We start from the raw sequence: 16,433 nt of genomic DNA on the forward strand, positions 1-16,433 counted from the left end.
CCTCATTTACTCTCACGCTTCATGGTCATTGGCAGCACCGTATCGTTGTTATAACGGCCGCTGCACTCGGCGGCGCCGGTCAAACCCTGTTTACAGACCAGCTCCGGCATCTGATAGCGCGAGCCGTCGCTACAACGCGCTTTGCTGCGGCTGTTGATCACCAGGTTGCCTGACTTCATCAGTCCGGCGAACACCTCAACCCGGCAGCTTACGCCGTCGCCCTGAATCATACGGGCGCTGCCTTTACCATTCTGTAGCTGATATTTCAGCATGGGCGGTGTGCCGGTCAGCGGATTTTTCACCTGTACCCGAACGCGCCAGTTTCCGTTGAGGAACTTGACGGAACCGATTTTTACCGCGTTTTGCGGCATCACCAGGTCATCTTTCCCTGCCGGGCGTACATCCGCTAGCGGGGCGGCAGCCGGTGCAGGCGCTGGATCAGGACGGGGCGTGGGTACGACGATGGCGGAAGTCAGCGGTAGCGCACTCAACACCGCCGGTGCAACCGTGGGGGCTGGCGACCGTGCTGGTGGCTCTACAGCGGGGGGAGTGGCCGGGGGCGATGTGGCGATGGATCTGTCGCTGCATGCTTTTAACTGTATGCCAAAAGCGACCAGTAATACGGCGGCTGGCAACAGCCAGCCATATCGCAGCCAGGATCGGGCGGCTGGTTTTTCCTCGACTAACGGCACCGCCGGAACAGGTTCTGACGTCGGTTCATCTGTCGGTTCATCTGTCGGTTCAGGTTCATCAGCCCGGTCTTGCGCAGTCATAGACGGGATGACCAGAGCCGGTTGCCGGGCGGGTAATGGCTCGGGCTTCGCCACGGAAACGCTGGAGACAGTCACCGGGGCCAGGCGCGACAGGGCAATCTGGGGATCAACATCATCGAGTGTTAAACAGTCAAAAGCGTTCTGACGGGTCTTTTTATCCAGACTGATAAAACCCCAAAAAGTGATGACCGGCTTGCCATCAACAAGATAGACAAAGTTCTGGTCCGGGAATTGCAGTGCCTTGTTCAGCAGAGCGCCGAACAGTTTCTGGCCTGGTTTTTCCGAGCGCAGGGCGCGTTCGCTAATTTCAGCGAAAGTGCTCTGGCATACCAGCAGCTGATTAAGCGCTGCGCTTCGTGCGCTGTTACTGGCAGAAGCCCAGGTAGTCACTTTACCCGCTACGGGGGAATACCAGTCAAGACGGTTGCCGGCATCGTTCGGCTGAGGGATAGCCAGGCAGTCGGCTATCTGTGACTGTTTTCTCAGGCGCAGGGTTTCGCGCAGTTGCAAAGCGGAGAGATAAACCGGTTGACCGCTTTCACCGAGGGCAAGAAGCGCGTCCAGATTTCCACTGCGTAAGAAGATTTTTGCCACGCAAAAGGCCTTATATTCAGGATTGGATTTAACAGGCGGGTAATAACAGCATAGTCTAGTGCCGTTTGACTTAAACCAAATGCGCAAACAAGCTATAAATTAGTTGGGTATTTTGAGCATAGAAGGGAACGGAACATTGAGCCGTGTCAACCCATAAAGAACAACCGTCATTTTGACCTGCCTGGCCATCCGCTATCGCAAGGCCGGACGATGAGATGATTAACATAGGCTTATGTCGGCAGCAAGACTGGCGTTGCCATCGTTATGACGTTGATTGCCGGGTAGAGCGATACGCTGGCGCTGCGACTGTAAAACTCTGGTAAATAGGAACAACCCTAAGCAGGAACGGCTGTTTTTATCAGCACGCAACGCTATGATATCCGGCTTAAACCACACTGAGGAAATAGCGTCATTATGTTTTATCGTTCCACTCTTGTCACTCTTGCGGCCACGCTGGCGCTTGCAGGCTGTAGCCATAAAGCGGCTGAAGCCCCTGCCACCGTGGAGGTAAGCGCTGCTGAAGCCACCCCTGCCGTATCTGAATTTGCTGCAGGGCCAACGCAGATTAATGTCTCGCACATCCTCACCCGCGCCGATGACGGCTCGACGGTGATCCTGACTATCGACGATAAAGAGGCGGGAATGTTGGGTCGCGGAGACAGCAAAGCGCTGTTTGTCTCTGCCGGAAAACATAAGGTCGGGGGCTATGTGCAAACGCTTTTTGGCCTTGGCCGGGTCAGTATTCAGTCTGTTGACGTCACCACTAACACCGATCAAGCCGTTCACGTTGCCTATTCAGTGACGAGGAACAAACCGGCTTTTGCCGTCACAAGCTCCACTGCTGGCTAATATCGCCTTACAGCTGCTGTCCGGGCTGATAACCTGTTCTGCAAAATAAAAAAAGCCCGGTGATAGTCACCGGGCTTTAGCCGTTACATGCGTTACAAATTACAGCGCCATATCATGTTGTGCGCTTTCAACGTGCTTTTCTTGCTGTGGTGCCACATCGGTGGCTTTACCGGTTTTGCTATCAATTACCGGGGGTTTAGTCAGTTGCAGCGTCGCTGCGGTGTCGTTCCAAACCTGCTGGGTTAAGGACACGTTGCCATTCAACTGCTGGCCATAGCTTGGCACGATAGCGCGGATCTTGCTCTGCCACTCTGGTGAGTTGAACTCCTCAGGGAACAGTTTCTTAATGACGTTCAGCGCGATAGGAGCCGCTGTTGATGCTCCCGGCGATGCGCCCAACAGAGCAGCAAGGGTTTTCTGCTTGTCGGTAACAATTTCGGTACCCAACTTCAGCACGCCACCTTTGTCAGCGTCCTTTTTAATAATCTGAACGCGCTGGCCTGCCTGAATCAGCTTCCAGTCTTCCTTACGCGCATTCGGGTAGTACTCTTTCAGCGCAGCGAAACGGTCATCGTCGCTTAGCATCACCTGACCCACCAGGTATTTCACCAGGTCAAAGTTATCGAGGCCCACATGGGTCATCGGCATCACGTTGCTGGTGGTGGTGGTGCTGAGAAGATCGAACAACGAGCCATTTTTCAGGAACTTGGTTGAGAAGGTGGCGAAGGGCCCGAACAGTACTACGCGTTTACCGTCAATAAAGCGGGCATCCAGATGCGGTACTGACATTGGCGGTGCGCCAACGGAAGCCTGACCATACACTTTTTCCGTATGCTGTTTGGTCACTTCAGGATGTTCGCTCACCAGGAACGAACCGCCCACCGGGAAGCCAGCATAGTTATCCGCTTCCGGGATGCCGGTTTTCTGCAACAGCTTCAACGCGCCGCCGCCAGCACCGATAAACACGTATTTCGCATCAACGCTGTGCTTATCACCGCTTTTAACAACGGTAATGGTGACATGCCATGAGTTATCGGCATTACGTGTAAACCCGGTAGCTTCAGATGAGGTTTCCAGCGTGAAGTTTTTATCTTTCTTCAGACTGCCGATCAGCTGACGGGTGATTTCGCCGTAGTTCACGTCGGTACCAACCGGAGTCCAGGTTGCTGCAACTTTCTGCTGCGGGTCGCGGCCTTCAATGATCAGCGGTGACCATTGCTTGATCTGGTTTTGATCGGTTGAGAATTTCATTCCCTGGAACAGGGTAGTCTGCTGCAGCGCCTCATAGCGTTTGGTCAGGTAGTTAACGTTATTATCACCCCAGACAAAGCTCATATGCGGGGTCGAGTTGATAAAGGAGTGCGGGTCGTTGAGGATGCCGCGCTTCACCTGAGTGGTCCAGAACTGGCGGGAAATCATAAATTGCTCGTTGATTTCCAGCGCTTTGCTGACGTCAATGGAACCGTCCGCACGCTGGGGCGTGTAGTTCAGTTCCATGTTGGCCGAGTGGCCCGTGCCGGCGTTATTCCAGCCGTTAGAAGACTCCAGGGCAACGCCATCGAGCTTTTCCACCATCAGCTGCTTCCAGCCTGGCTGAAGTTCCTGGAGAAAAGTGCCCAGTGATGCACTCATAATGCCGCCGCCAATCAGCAGCACATCCGTTTTCTGTGGGGCAGCGTTTTCAGCCCAGCTACTGCTACAAACAAGCAGAGCGGACAAGGAGAGAACAGGGATCGTTTTTCTGATGTTAGACATATCGAATATCAGTATTAGTTAAAGAATTGAAAATATATTTTAGCGCAATTTAACCATAAGTTAATAACTATTTTCACAACTTAAGCTAAATCTGGTTTTTTTTAATTCCTGATTGGTTTCTTTAATTGCACAGATAATTTTTTTAGTTAAAAAACCTGCGGGTTAATTTACAGAAGTGCGAAAAGTTGGTTATTTTTCAATGAAATCAGTTATCACGCACCCTTTAAGTGGTTAATCTGGCGTGTTGTCTATATGTTTTTGGAAAAATAGCACATTATTGTCAATAATAATCACCGCTCAGGCGGCATTTTGGCCGGGTTATCAGTTGGTGCAATGAGCCGGCTGCACTGTCTGGTGGCGATTAACTATCATACTGATGCCGTTAACTGGGCATATGCGCTGGATGTGCCAGGATTATTCACTATCGCCAACTTAACGGAATATAGCGCTAATGAAGGAATTTGATTATCAGCAGGATTTTAAGGGCATCAATTTTCGCCAACAGCCTGAAAAATATCAGGTAGGCCGGGGGGAGCAGGGCGTATTGATAGTAGAGCCTTATAAAAGTGAGATACTGCCCCACTGGCGCTTTAAAACTCCCGCTATTGCCGATATTTCCGCCAAAAAGATTATGCAGCTTTTTGAAGCCTACCGCGCAGATGATGATTTCGTCGGCATGGATATGGCACGTAAATTTATCCAAATGGGTTATACGCGGGCGCGCCGCTACGCGAATCACAAAGGTGGGCGTAAATATGATGCCGATAAGCAGATCCTGCCTTATCAACTCAATGAAGAAAAAGCCGCAGCGGCCGCTATTTTCAAACACTGCTGGGACCAGATCCGGGAGGATAAGGATTATCTGTCACGTAAAAAAAAGCATCAGTTGCTTTATGGTTAACGTTGATGGCGGCGGCAGCCTGAAATGAACTCGCACAAGTCAGTGCAAGGGGAATGGGGAAAATGCAGGGCATCCATGCCGCTGAGAATTACTCGAAATGAACCTGCGGGTTATCAGATAACAGAACGAACCGTTTGCTGTTTTTATCCAGCGCCAGAATGACACCGCTTTCAATATCATAAACCCAGCCATGCAGGCGTAACGCATTGTTACGTAAGCCAACAGCAACAGATGGGTGCGTTTTGATATTGTTTAGCTGCGCAATGACATTCTCCTGAACCATGGCCTTCACTTTTTCCTCTTCGCTGCCGTAGGTTTTTTTCTCGATAACCGCCTTAGCCGCATCGGCATAGCGCAGCCAGTGTTCAACGGCCGGCATCGGTTCAAGACACTGGCAAGTAGCTATTGCTTTCATGGCACCACAGTTTGAATGCCCACAAATAACAATATCGCTTACGCCCAGCGCAACGACTGCGTATTCGATCGTTGCAGATACGCCGCCCGGTTCCGGTCCGAAGGAGGGCACAATGTTGCCGGCATTACGAATAACAAAGAGCTGCCCGGGATCTTGCTGGGTGACCAGCTCCGGCACCAGGCGGCTATCTGAACATGAGATGAACAACGCTTTGGGATTCTGACCAGAGGCAAGGCTGCGGAACAACTCTTTTTGTTCCGGGAAAATCTCTTTCTGGAAGTTCAGGAAACCTTCGACAATGTGTTGCATAGCGATATCTCTTTTTAGTAGTGATGGTACAACTCAGATAACATTCTGCATTTTATCAGTGACGGCTACAACCGCCATGCTGGTGCGCGGGTCACCCGTCGGCCAGAAGCGGAAAACCCGCCGTGGCCGACTTTGCGATATTTAAATGGTTGCCGTGGTACGGAAAACAGCAACCATATCGAGTAACTGGATGGCTCGGGCAGCGAGATCTCCTGCTGATGAGGCTGATTGTTCAACCATAACCGCATTCTGCTGGATTGAGCGATCCATTTGGCTTACGGCAATATTCACTTGTGTCACACCGGAAGTTTGCTCCTTAGAAGAGGTTGAAATTTCATTCACCAGTCGCGCCGTTTGCGCAATGGCCTTAACGCTTTGCTTGACCTTATCCCCTGAGTCCTGGGCTTGCAGAATCCCCTGACGGGCAATGTCAACCGATTGTCCTGTCAGCAGTTTGATATCCTTGGCAGCTCTTGCCGACCTTTGGGCAAGCGCTCTTACCTCCTCAGCGACGACGGCAAACCCTCTGCCATGTTCTCCAGCTCTTGCCGCTTCTACGGATGCATTCAATGCCAGAATATTGGTCTGAAATGCAATATGATCAATAACGCTGGTGATTTCCTCAATCTGGCCAGCGCTGGTGCTGATTTTCTGCATCAAACTAAGCACGGATTCCATTGATTCTCCCCCCATAAGCGCAGATTCGGTAGCCGAGCTTGCCATAACGGCGGCATGACGAGTATTTTCGGCGTTTTGAAGTATGCTGGACGAAAGCTGCTCCATGCTTGCGGCTGTTTCCGCAACAGAGGCAGCCTGTTCCTCTGTACGAGATGAGAGGTCATTATTCCCTTTGGCTATCTCTTCAGATGAGGTCGCGATGGTAGCCGCATGATGCTTAATATCTGCAACTAGCGATGAAAGACGTTGACGCATTTTCATCAGTGAATGAGTCAGATCTGCCACTTCATTAGTGCCTGTTTGCACAAGGTGAGAAGTTAAATCTCCAGAGGCCACTTCGCTGGCAACTTTAGTCGCTTCACTGACCGGGCCGGTAATCGAATGACTAATACAGATACCCATAACGATGACCATAATGGCAATGACAATAAGCCATGCTAAAAGCTGCAATTGATTTAATCGATGCTGTTTAATCTGTTCGGAAAGCATAAACATCAATTCATCGCAGCCTTCATTAGCCAATATCGCATAGTCATTAATAGCCAGAGTCAATGCTGCCGCATAATCTTCAGCTTGAGGGCGCTTTCCGTGTTTTAGAAAACCGTCTTCAGTCATCGCTAACGCTTCATTATATTTTTTCAAAGCGATATCAGACAGAGGATTAAGCTTCATACATAACGCGTTGTCAGACTGACAAGATTTCACAAGTTCCGCGTTGAAATTTTCGAACGCAATTTTACCATTATTTATCAGCACCTCCATGCGCACCAAATCACTGGCACTGATAGCGTCTTTCTTAAGCAGCGAGGAAACACCAACAGCTTGCATCTGAGCAATAGCTTCTGTTAAAGTCGGCAGGCGATTTAGCATGGCTATTATAAGCTGATAACTGCGAAGATCGGGGTCGAGAGATAAATTATGATAATCGAGTATATGCGTGTTTATATCAAGGAGCATGCGTATTAAATCAGTGTGGCGCTTTAAATTTCCCGAAGTTGTGAGGTTTTTATCATCGATATCGCTTTGCAATTGATTCCACAAAGCAGTTAGTTCACTAAATCTCTGTTGAACATGATTGTCAATGGAAGTTGTACGCAAATACGCCCCAATGGCATCTGCTTTTGAATTCACCCGATCTCTCGATGCGATGCGGGTTGGACTTACCGGGTTATTTGTAGCAATGGCAAAAGCCGTTTCAGTCCGATGACGCTGCATAAGATTTAACAGGTCGAACACCTCTTTTTCTACAGGCACGCCTTTTAATTCAAGTATCTTGGTATTCACATCCGCGTTCCCTTCTTGAATATACATCCAGGTAGGGACAGCAAAGAGCAATAAACCGAATACGCCAAGAAGCAGGAGCTTTGCAGGCAATGAGATGTGATTCAATATTCTTTTCATGTTTCAAATCATCTCGTCGAAATCAATTAAAATTAAATATGCATAATGATTTGATAATTCACTATTTAAAGATAAACTCCGCGAGGTTATTTGACAGGCAATGGAAAGGGCAGGGGTGGTATTATCGATATAAGTACTGATCATTGCTTGAAGTTCCCGATGGTGAAAAAAGTAAAAAAAAGGCATCAATTTATTTTTAATCACCTGAAATAGTATATTTTTTCTATCACCACTTCATGCCAACTAATGATGATTAACCTAATTTTAATTTAAAAAACCTTAATTTTAGCCATTAATAACCCCGTTCCTGTACATAACGACCGACCATAGCGGCTCCAGGACATTACGTGTTCCTGTAGTCGGATGGATTCCAGCAGGCAGCACTTCGGTGCACGGCCTTCAAACCAGTCGTGGTGTGAACCGTCAATCTGAATGAGTTCACCCAAACAGTCGCGGCGATACCGGGGCTGATAGACTCGCGATCGCCGATGGGCATGCGGCACCCAGAGAGCATCGGCAGTCATCCAGCAGCGCAGCGTCTCGACTGAAACAGAAATCCCGTGACGCCCCTGAAGCTTTTCTGCGGCAAATGTGGGCCCGAAACCGACGTAATTTTCACGTAGCAGCGTCAGTATCCGATGGCGCAGTGCAACATCAATGCGATGAGTTCCAGGCATACCGCGACGAGTGTTCGTCAACCCGGCAGCACCGGATTCCCTGAAGCGGTTCATCAGACGTTGTACCTGACGTTCTGTGAGATCCAACTGAGAGGCGGTATCACGGCGACGCAGGCGCTTTTCAACAACGGCCTGGATCACCGGCAAGCGGTGGAGTTCTTTAGAAGAGATCTCCCATAAAGGTGGCAAATGCGCCGTATCTGGGTGACATTATAAACTAGCTAAAAAGTGACATTATCAAATGGGACTTACAACATTGGTGCGCATAATGTATATTATGTTAAATTGAATAGACTGGGGCGAGGATAGCGCTTTTGTCATGCAGACTGTTTTAGTGCTTCAGCAATATGCCATACATCCAGGCTCCCCTGCGCTGCTGCGACAGCCAACTCTTCATGGCTTGGAGAAAACCGAAGAAGAATCCCATTACGGCGCAGAAATAATGCCGTTGAAGCAAATGCGGTTCTCTTATTTGCATCATTGAAACAATGCCCCCGCGCGATGGCCAGCAGATATGCAGCAGCCAGAACGTATATATCAACCTCGCCTTCGTACATGTGGCGGTTCAGAATTCGTGTTGCCATACTTTCTATCCGACCAGGATCAGCATAACCGGCCAGACCTCCGTAAGCGACAATCATACGCTCATGAATGCCGATGATGTCTTCACTGGTTAGAAAATTGATCATCGGTTCTTAAGAGCCTCAAGTGTCTGCCCATGTTCAGTAAACAACCAATCAAAGTCCGATTCGGCCTGAATCTTTTGCATTTTTTCATACTGCCCGGCATCAATCACTATAACGGGCTTTGCCGATCTGCGTGTGATCATTACTGGCTTACCGTTGGCAACGCTATCAAGAACGGATGCCAGTTCATTACGGGCTGTTGTAAAATTTATAGCTTGCATAGTCATAGCCTTATTGAAATGTACAATCCAACATACACTCCAATGTACACTCCAAAGGTGTTTATTTCAATATGGGGCACTCCATCATGGCATAACGCGATGCAAAAAAATGCTGTCAGATGATTAAAAAACCACCGAATCCCCCATCCTTATCAATGTTTATGTACTACGCTTAGTGTCGAAAATAACCATTTAAACATGGAGAGTATGGCGATGAGCGATGATGTGCGTAAACCAACAACTACAGACGCGGGGATCCCGGTAGCCAGTGATGAGCATTCATTAACGGTTGGTCCTGATGGCCCTATCGTGCTGCATGATCATTACCTGATTGAGCAGATGGCTAATTTCAATCGTGAACGTATTCCTGAACGCCAGCCGCACGCAAAAGGCAGCGGTGCTTTTGGTCACTTTGAAGTGACCGAAGATGTCAGCCAGTATACCAAGGCCGCCCTCTTCCAGCCTGGTGTCAAAACCGATGTGGTTATGCGGTTCTCAACGGTGGCGGGTGAACGTGGCAGCCCGGATACCTGGCGTGACCCACGCGGTTTTTCAATTAAGTTTTACACCAGCGAAGGTAACTACGATATGGTCGGGAATAACACTCCGGTGTTTTTCATTCGCGACCCGATGAAGTTCCAGCATTTCATCCGTTCCCAGAAACGTCGTGCGGATAATAATCTGCGCGATAACGACATGCAGTGGGATTTCTGGACCCTGTCTCCAGAATCGGCTCATCAGGTGACCTGGCTGATGGGCGATCGTGGGATCCCTAAAAGCTGGCGCCATATGAATGGGTATTCGAGCCACACTTATATGTGGGTCAATACCCAGGGCGAGAAGTTTTGGGTGAAATATCACTTTAAAACCGATCAGGGCGTTGAGTTCCTGGCTCAGGAAAATGCCGATACGCTAGCCGGTCAGGATGGCGATTATCATACCCGCGATCTGTTTGAAGCAATCAAAGCAGGAAATTCACCAAGCTGGACGCTTCATATGCAGATTATGCCGTTCGCTGATGCTGAAACCTATCGTTATAACCCGTTCGATCTCACCAAGGTCTGGCCGCACAGTGATTATCCGCTGATCAAAGTGGGCAAACTGGTGTTGGACCGCAATCCTACCGATAACTTCGCGCAAATTGAGCAGGTTGCTTTTGAGCCAAATAATCTGGTGCCCGGCATTGGCTTAAGCCCGGATAAAATGTTGATGGGCCGTATATTCGCTTATGCTGACGCTCACCGCGCGCGGCTGGGTGTTAACTACAAGCAGATCCCGGTGAATGCGCCTAAGTCCCCGGTGAACAGTTACAGCAAAGATGGTGCGATGCGTATTCATCTCGCCTCTGACCCAGTCTATGCGCCTAATTCAAAAGGTGGGCCGGCGGCGGACGGTGAACGCTATCCGACAGATACAACCTGGGAATCTCAGGGAAATCTGGTGCGCTCGGCTTACACACTGCGTGCAGATGACGATGATTACGGTCAGGCGAATGACCTGGTAAATAAGGTCATGGATGCCGCCGCTCGCGATCGCCTGGTGAACAACGTCACCGGCCATCTGTTGAAGGGAGTCGAAGAACCGGTTCTTTCACGCGCGTTTGAATACTGGCGCAATATCGACAGGGCAACAGGCGATCGTATTGCTGCTAACGTATTGCAGGAAAGAGCGAAACGTGATCAATAACGCCTGAATGAAGCGCCTTTAAGGCGCTTTTTTTATGAGCCATGCGGTACTCAAGACGGGATTGATTAAGTGGTGCATGCGCTATTTAATCTCTTTCCAGCCTTCAGTGTCATAGGTCGACCAGGCGCCATAGGCAGAATTTGGCAGCACGAACCAGTCATCACCAAAATGTGCCGCGCTTTCACTAACCAGCTGGTGTTGCGATTCGGCACTTTTTTTCGCTTTAAACTGGGCGGCGAAGTCTGGCAGGCTGTCGCCTAACAGCATGATTATCTGATAGTCCCGCATTATCTTCGCCCGGCGTTTCTCTTTGGATTCTGTATCCAGCAGGACATTCTGTTCAGAAACCTGGGGCAGCCCCAATTTTTTTAAGGTTGCCATGGTCTGGGCCTTATTTTTTTCAAAACGATCTGAAACGTAGAAAATACGGACTTTTTTGTTGTTCACGTTTTCGAGAAAGGCTTTCGCGCCAGGGATTAACCTGGGATTGCCGTGTTTTTCCCAGCTGTCCCAGGTGTCCCATTGGGTATAGTCATGGCATTCTTTAGCGTCCCGTACCAGCAATGCGCTGTTGTCGATAACGGTTTCGTCCAGGTCCAGCACAATTGCGGCTTTTTCCGGAGCACTTAACTGGCCTAATTTTTGGTCAAAACGCGCCTGAGCGAAGCGGTAAGTCTGTAGCTGTAAAGCCATGACTTCAGCGGACTTTTGTTGATAGCGCAGTGCCATTTCATAATTCTGCGCCGGGCAGCTCGATGACGCCGCTGCGGCTAAAACTGCAGTGCTGGTGAATGACAATGTCAGGAGTACCGCTTTTTTTAGTACGTGCATATGATCCCTTTATAATAAGAAAAATCAAAAACCAAGAGGTGCTACCTCTCCATTACGCCTTGGTGAGGTCATCATGTCTACCCTATTTTGATTGAGAATCAGTGACAGTAGCGCAAATGTAGCAACGGATAAGCACGTCCGCGATTGTCAGTCGGTGAGCGTCCTGTAATAACAAATTTAGCCACCTGGTGGGAGGATCTGGAGGCGATTAAGGCGTTTGCCGGGGAGAATTACCCTGTTGCAGTGACTTATCCGGATGATGAACAGTTCCAGCTGCTTTCAGACCCATACGTTTTTCAACACCACGTTGAGGCGGTATTCCGGCTTTGAACCCGTCTACGTACCCTTCCCGATCAACCCTTTACGCATGCGAAAATTGATAAAGTACTGGCCACGTACCGCTACGCTCTGCTGCGCCACCAGTTGATAGCCTCGCTGCATAAAGAAAGACTTTGCCGTTATACTTGCTTCAGTATCAACCTGTTTTAATCCTTTTTCAGTGGCTGCTTGCTCTAGCGTATTCATCAGCAATGTCGCCACCCCGCAGCGCTGGTAGCCTGCATCGGTGAATAACAGGTCAAGATGGCCATGAGCTTCCAGCAAAGTGAAACCAATGATCTTATTATTGTGGCAGGCCACCCACACATCACCGTTGTCCAAACGCCGCTTCCAGTCGGTGCGATCAGCATGGCTCCAGGCTTCGGTTTGTTGCTGACTGTAATCCCGTGCCGCAATTAGCCGTACTGCCCGTTGGAAAACGGCAATAACGGTTGTCAGGTCGGCGGGTTGGTATTTTCTGATGGTGATTTCCATATAAATAGCCCAATCGCAGTAAAAAAACGGGGTCAACGGGATGGTATGTCAATTGCGGGGGGAAGTGAAGATGGGTACCGCAGAGCAGATCAACCGTCTGCGGCACCACCTGAATTAGCGGCTAACCTGATGACCGACAACACCACCAATCGCCGCACCACCGAGGGTGCCCCATGTGCTACCGCCCGTTAATACGGCCCCGCCCACTGCGCCAACACCCGCGCCTATAGCGGTGTTTCTACCGCGATGAGACATGCCACAAGCCGACACGGCGAAGGTTATCAGCAGAACAATTGCCATAGTACCACTGCGTTTTAACAGCATTTTTATCTCACCACACTTGAGTTATGGAATGTCAGAGTCAGCATCTGACTCTAAGTATTTAGTACAAAGCCCAACATCTGTCGTGACTCAGGCAGAATATAATGCTTGCTGTGTGCACTTGACAGGTAAAAACTCTGATATTGCCTGCGCCTGTTGCGCTAAAAAATGTCAACGATGATTAAGACGGCTGACAAGTCGGTCAGATGTTTCTTGATTAGCATTATCTGGCAGCAATAAGCAGGCTATCAGCCCCGCGCACAGGTAACAGGCACCGCGTAGCATAGAGTGACTGGCAAGCCCACGGTTGACGGCACGGCGGATTATTTAACCGGCGCGGGGAAGGATGTCGCAAGTATGGCATTTTAACTCTTGGTGCAAACAGATGATTATTTTATTGCGTATTGTCCCGTCTTCTAAAACTGGATAAAATGCCAGAGCATTGTCGAATGTTCTTTCGCTTACACAACATGTTTAAATTGTATTTAATTATATCCACCCAATTAATTTCAATACTGCCACAATAAAACAATAAATCTACAAATACCGAAAAAATAAAATGCACGGATAGTAAATAATTCATTGACCAGCACTAAATTATATATACACTCAAGTCTCACTTACACCAGCAAGAAAAGAAGAGAGCTAAAATGCATAATAAAGGAACTTATCTAAACCCGAAAAAATGGGCAGATAAAGGCGTGGAAGGAGACATCTACTATAATCCCGCCAATTCTCTGTACTATGTTTTCAAAAGAGAAGGAAGTCCAGGTGATAACAAATGGTATTACCCTTCAGGAAAAGAAGACAATAAATACTTTCTTTTTGGGGGTATGAATGCCGGCACGCGTGAACAGCCAAAGACGTGGTCGGAATATGGAACATCAGGCTGCATTTATCACAAGCCAGAATTTGGATATATGAAGTTAATAATGAATGGAAATCCATCCCGAAATAAATGGTATTTTCCAGTCAATGGTGAATCAAATAGTTACTGGGACTTTATCGGTTGGAAAGTCGGAACTTTTATGGATGCTAAATCATACAATGATGATGGCGAAGAGGGAGATATTTACTACTCTCCTAAATGGAGTTATTTTTATGAGTTAAGACATCGTGGCAATCCATCAAAAGATCAGTTATCTTTTCCTCCTCATCGTGAAGATACTGAACACTGGAAGTTCAAAGGATTTATCTCCAGCAAAAACTGGCTTAATTTTATAGACGATAAGCATCCAATTAACCAACTATCCATACCGGGAACACACAACTCTGCAACTTACACCATCGGTAAAAACGCGGTAATTAGTGCCTGGGTTAAAACCCAGTATGAATCGGTATGGGATCAGCTTCTCGATGGCGTAAGGTTCATTGACGCGCGCTGCCGCCATATTTCAAATGTGTTTACCATGCATCATGACAAGTTTTATTTAGATGTTAACTTTGGCACAATCCTCAATGACTGCTACAGATTTCTTGAGAAATATCCCAGTGAATTTATATTCATGTCCGTCAAAAATGAACATACAGAAGAGAACTGTTCTCGCAGCTTTGCTAAAACATTTGAAGAAAAATATTATGACCCCAAAAGATGGTTTGTAGAAGGCCGCTTCCCCAAGCTGGAAGAAGTCAGAGGAAAGATAGTCTTGTTAAAACGCTTTGATGGCAGCACTGTTGGAAAAAGTCTTTATTGGGGGGATAATACAACATTCGACACTACGAATGGCTCCATGAAAATACATGTACAGGATAAATATAATGAGCGCAATGAGTCAGAAAAATGGTGCGCCATCAAATCTGCCTGGGATTTCTCAGAATCTAATTCCAGAGCAGGTTGGTTGACGATCAACTACACCAGCATTGCTGCAGATACGTTTACATCAGCAAAGTCATATGCGCGTGATAAAAATCCCGAGCTGGCTAATTACATCAGGAAACGCAAGAATTATGGGGGAATTATTGCTTCGGACTTTTATCCGATTGGAGATTTAGCAAGGCGCGTCATTGAGACTAATTTCAAGAGCGTCAATGAATTACAAAATTTGCGTTCTTAGCTGTACCCGGTAAATCAATAACAGGCGGCTTTAATGCCGCCTGTATTCTGGCGTCGGAAACAGGTTACTTCATCTCAGACAATAACTCATCGGCGCCCTTATCAATCCCCGCTCTGGCGGCGGCGAGCGAACCTATACTGGCGCTGATGTTCATTGCATTAGGGTATTGTTTGGTAATATACGCCTTTAACAACCGATTATTATCAGCCTGATAAATTTCCACTGCATAGCTGACCCAGCCATTCATTAATCCTTCCCGTCCGCGTACCGCCTGCACGATGTTATATGGCCCCCCCGCCAGGTCAAATTTAGTGAAGGTCCCGATGACCGGGGTGGTCGTTTCAGCCCCCGTTAACGTCAGCCTGATGCGCAACCCATGCGCAGACGGCGGCTGTGCAAAGCTGAAGCGCGTTTTGAGCGCCTCCGCGTTACGCTGATAAAGGTAATCGGCCAGCTCATTTCGGTCAGCCGGGCTGAGATCGCCAAACTGATTATCTGCTCCGCTATAAATGACTACCGGGTCCAGAGTGACTTCGCGGTACTTATTCCATTCAATCGGGCTGTTGGTGCGCCACGGTTGACGGTAAGCCTCGTCGCCAATGTTTGGCTGCAGCTGTTCAGCAGAAGATAAGCCTGCATAGCGAGGTAGTTGAGTTCCTGCACACCCGGCTAATGCCAGTGACAGCAGAATAATGCTAACGCGAAAAGGTCCGATCTGGTTCAACATAGTAAAATCCCATAAATGCACCGTACTGTACGGTTTATTTATGCCCTGGCAGGATTTTTCTGTCAATAGAATGTACACTCTGATTTATTTTTCTAGAGAAACCCGATGAAAGTTCGTACTGAAGAGCGCCGTGAGGCGATTGTCGAAGCTGCCGCACAGTTGTTCCAGCAGATGGGTTACGAACGTGCCTCAATGAACGAGCTGGCAAAACGTTTGGGCGGTTCGAAGGCCACGCTATATAACTATTTTCCTTCGAAAGAAGAGCTGTTCAGCGCAGTGATCCGTACTTACGCCACCCGGCATCTGACCGACGCCGCCAGCGCACTGGACACCCCTTTAAGCAAAAATGTCACGCTGGAGGAGAAGCTGCAACACTTTGGCGAGCAAATGCTCAAGGTTATGACCACCGATAATACCGCCCTCGCGGTCTACCGCATGGTGGTGGCAGAAGCCGGTCACTCCGAAATGGGTATGCTGTTTTATGAATCAGGTCCGCGTGAGAGCGTGGAAAAGCTGGCGCGGGTGTTTTCATCCGCGATGGATAACGGCGTGCTGCGTATTGGCGATGCGCGCATCCGCGCACTGCAATTTCTGGCTTTACTGACGGCAGAAATCGAAATACGCATTTATCAGCGTGCGGCACCGCCGTTGAGCGTGAAACGCGTGCAGGAAATGACCGCCTGTGCGGTAAGAATGTTTATGGCTGGCGCGGCTAATCCGTCTCTCTCGGTGAGGTAACGCC

The 16,433-nt window shown here is 48.6% G+C and carries 16 protein-coding genes and 2 pseudogenes; 7 read left to right on the forward strand and 11 right to left on the reverse strand.

Features of this window, described 5'->3' with window-relative positions; genetic code table 11:
* Window positions 1-2: 2 nt before the first annotated feature.
* Window positions 3-1,367: an SrfA family protein gene (locus EPYR_RS09120; RefSeq protein ID WP_012668117.1), complete on the reverse strand. Its 1,365-nt coding sequence runs from the start codon at window positions 1,365-1,367 to the stop codon at window positions 3-5.
* A 414-nt stretch (window positions 1,368-1,781) separates the two neighbouring features.
* Here EPYR_RS09120 and EPYR_RS09125 point away from each other — a divergent pair, with 414 nt between their 5' ends.
* Window positions 1,782-2,216, forward strand: a complete 435-nt coding sequence (locus EPYR_RS09125) for a hypothetical protein (protein ID WP_012668118.1) — start codon at window positions 1,782-1,784, stop codon at window positions 2,214-2,216.
* A 99-nt stretch (window positions 2,217-2,315) separates the two neighbouring features.
* Here EPYR_RS09125 and mqo read toward each other — a convergent pair whose 3' ends face one another.
* A complete protein-coding gene (gene mqo, locus EPYR_RS09130) occupies window positions 2,316-3,971 on the reverse strand; it encodes a malate dehydrogenase (quinone) (protein ID WP_012668119.1) in 1,656 nt (551 codons plus the stop codon).
* Between the two features lie 309 nt (window positions 3,972-4,280).
* Here mqo and EPYR_RS20750 point away from each other — a divergent pair, with 309 nt between their 5' ends.
* A complete protein-coding gene (locus EPYR_RS20750) occupies window positions 4,281-4,436 on the forward strand; it encodes a hypothetical protein (protein ID WP_014538914.1) in 156 nt (51 codons plus the stop codon).
* Window positions 4,423-4,872, forward strand: coding sequence for a DUF4385 domain-containing protein (locus EPYR_RS09135; protein ID WP_012668120.1), 450 nt, complete (start codon window positions 4,423-4,425; stop codon window positions 4,870-4,872). Before EPYR_RS20750 ends, EPYR_RS09135 begins: the two co-directional genes overlap by 14 nt.
* Before the next feature lie 88 nt (window positions 4,873-4,960).
* On the opposite strand, the gene EPYR_RS09140 is transcribed toward EPYR_RS09135, so the two are convergent.
* From EPYR_RS09140 to EPYR_RS09160, 5 genes and pseudogenes are all read right to left on the reverse strand, one after another.
* Window positions 4,961-5,596 (reverse strand): carbonic anhydrase, encoded by a 636-nt coding sequence (locus EPYR_RS09140; protein WP_012668121.1) that lies wholly within the window; start codon window positions 5,594-5,596, stop codon window positions 4,961-4,963.
* A 141-nt stretch (window positions 5,597-5,737) separates the two neighbouring features.
* Complete coding sequence (locus tag EPYR_RS09145; RefSeq protein WP_014538915.1) at window positions 5,738-7,675, reverse strand: methyl-accepting chemotaxis protein; 1,938 nt, start codon at window positions 7,673-7,675, stop codon at window positions 5,738-5,740.
* 371 nt (window positions 7,676-8,046) lie between these two features.
* Window positions 8,047-8,523: pseudogene (locus EPYR_RS09150) on the reverse strand (helix-turn-helix domain-containing protein); the annotation flags it as partial.
* 146 nt (window positions 8,524-8,669) lie between these two features.
* Window positions 8,670-9,041: a type II toxin-antitoxin system death-on-curing family toxin gene (locus EPYR_RS09155; RefSeq protein WP_014538918.1), complete on the reverse strand. Its 372-nt coding sequence runs from the start codon at window positions 9,039-9,041 to the stop codon at window positions 8,670-8,672.
* Entirely contained in the window at window positions 9,038-9,259 is a 222-nt protein-coding gene (locus tag EPYR_RS09160) for a type II toxin-antitoxin system Phd/YefM family antitoxin (protein WP_012668125.1), read from the reverse strand. The genes EPYR_RS09155 and EPYR_RS09160 overlap by 4 nt, the downstream gene beginning before the upstream one ends.
* Before the next feature lie 213 nt (window positions 9,260-9,472).
* Here EPYR_RS09160 and EPYR_RS09165 point away from each other — a divergent pair, with 213 nt between their 5' ends.
* Window positions 9,473-10,945, forward strand: a complete 1,473-nt coding sequence (locus EPYR_RS09165; RefSeq protein WP_041473998.1) for a catalase — start codon at window positions 9,473-9,475, stop codon at window positions 10,943-10,945.
* 81 nt (window positions 10,946-11,026) lie between these two features.
* Here the strand turns inward: EPYR_RS09165 and EPYR_RS09170 are convergent, their stop codons facing one another.
* Window positions 11,027-11,776, reverse strand: coding sequence for a 5'-nucleotidase, lipoprotein e(P4) family (locus EPYR_RS09170; RefSeq protein WP_012668127.1), 750 nt, complete (start codon window positions 11,774-11,776; stop codon window positions 11,027-11,029).
* A gap of 177 nt (window positions 11,777-11,953) precedes the next feature.
* Between EPYR_RS09170 and EPYR_RS19190 the strand changes: the two are divergent.
* Window positions 11,954-12,106 (forward strand): annotated as a pseudogene (locus tag EPYR_RS19190) (antibiotic biosynthesis monooxygenase); the annotation flags it as partial.
* Window positions 12,107-12,112: 6 nt separating this feature from the next.
* Here EPYR_RS19190 and EPYR_RS09175 read toward each other — a convergent pair.
* A complete protein-coding gene (locus EPYR_RS09175; RefSeq protein ID WP_012668129.1) occupies window positions 12,113-12,589 on the reverse strand; it encodes a GNAT family N-acetyltransferase in 477 nt (158 codons plus the stop codon).
* 114 nt (window positions 12,590-12,703) lie between these two features.
* Window positions 12,704-12,913: a glycine zipper 2TM domain-containing protein gene (locus EPYR_RS19195; protein ID WP_012668130.1), complete on the reverse strand. Its 210-nt coding sequence runs from the start codon at window positions 12,911-12,913 to the stop codon at window positions 12,704-12,706.
* A gap of 647 nt (window positions 12,914-13,560) precedes the next feature.
* Between EPYR_RS19195 and EPYR_RS09180 the strand changes: the two genes are divergently transcribed.
* Window positions 13,561-14,964, forward strand: coding sequence for a phosphatidylinositol-specific phospholipase C (locus EPYR_RS09180; RefSeq protein ID WP_012668131.1), 1,404 nt, complete (start codon window positions 13,561-13,563; stop codon window positions 14,962-14,964).
* Window positions 14,965-15,028: 64 nt separating this feature from the next.
* Here the strand turns inward: EPYR_RS09180 and EPYR_RS09185 are convergent, their stop codons facing one another.
* On the reverse strand, window positions 15,029-15,691 hold the full coding sequence (locus EPYR_RS09185) for a DUF3313 domain-containing protein (RefSeq protein ID WP_012668132.1): 663 nt from the start codon (window positions 15,689-15,691) through the stop codon (window positions 15,029-15,031).
* A 105-nt stretch (window positions 15,692-15,796) separates the two neighbouring features.
* Here EPYR_RS09185 and EPYR_RS09190 point away from each other — a divergent pair, with 105 nt between their 5' ends.
* Window positions 15,797-16,429, forward strand: coding sequence for a TetR/AcrR family transcriptional regulator (locus EPYR_RS09190; RefSeq protein WP_012668133.1), 633 nt, complete (start codon window positions 15,797-15,799; stop codon window positions 16,427-16,429).
* Window positions 16,430-16,433: the final 4 nt, after the last annotated feature.

Source organism: Erwinia pyrifoliae DSM 12163, from assembly GCF_000026985.1.
In the GTDB taxonomy this organism is placed as follows: Bacteria; Pseudomonadota; Gammaproteobacteria; order Enterobacterales; family Enterobacteriaceae; genus Erwinia; species Erwinia pyrifoliae.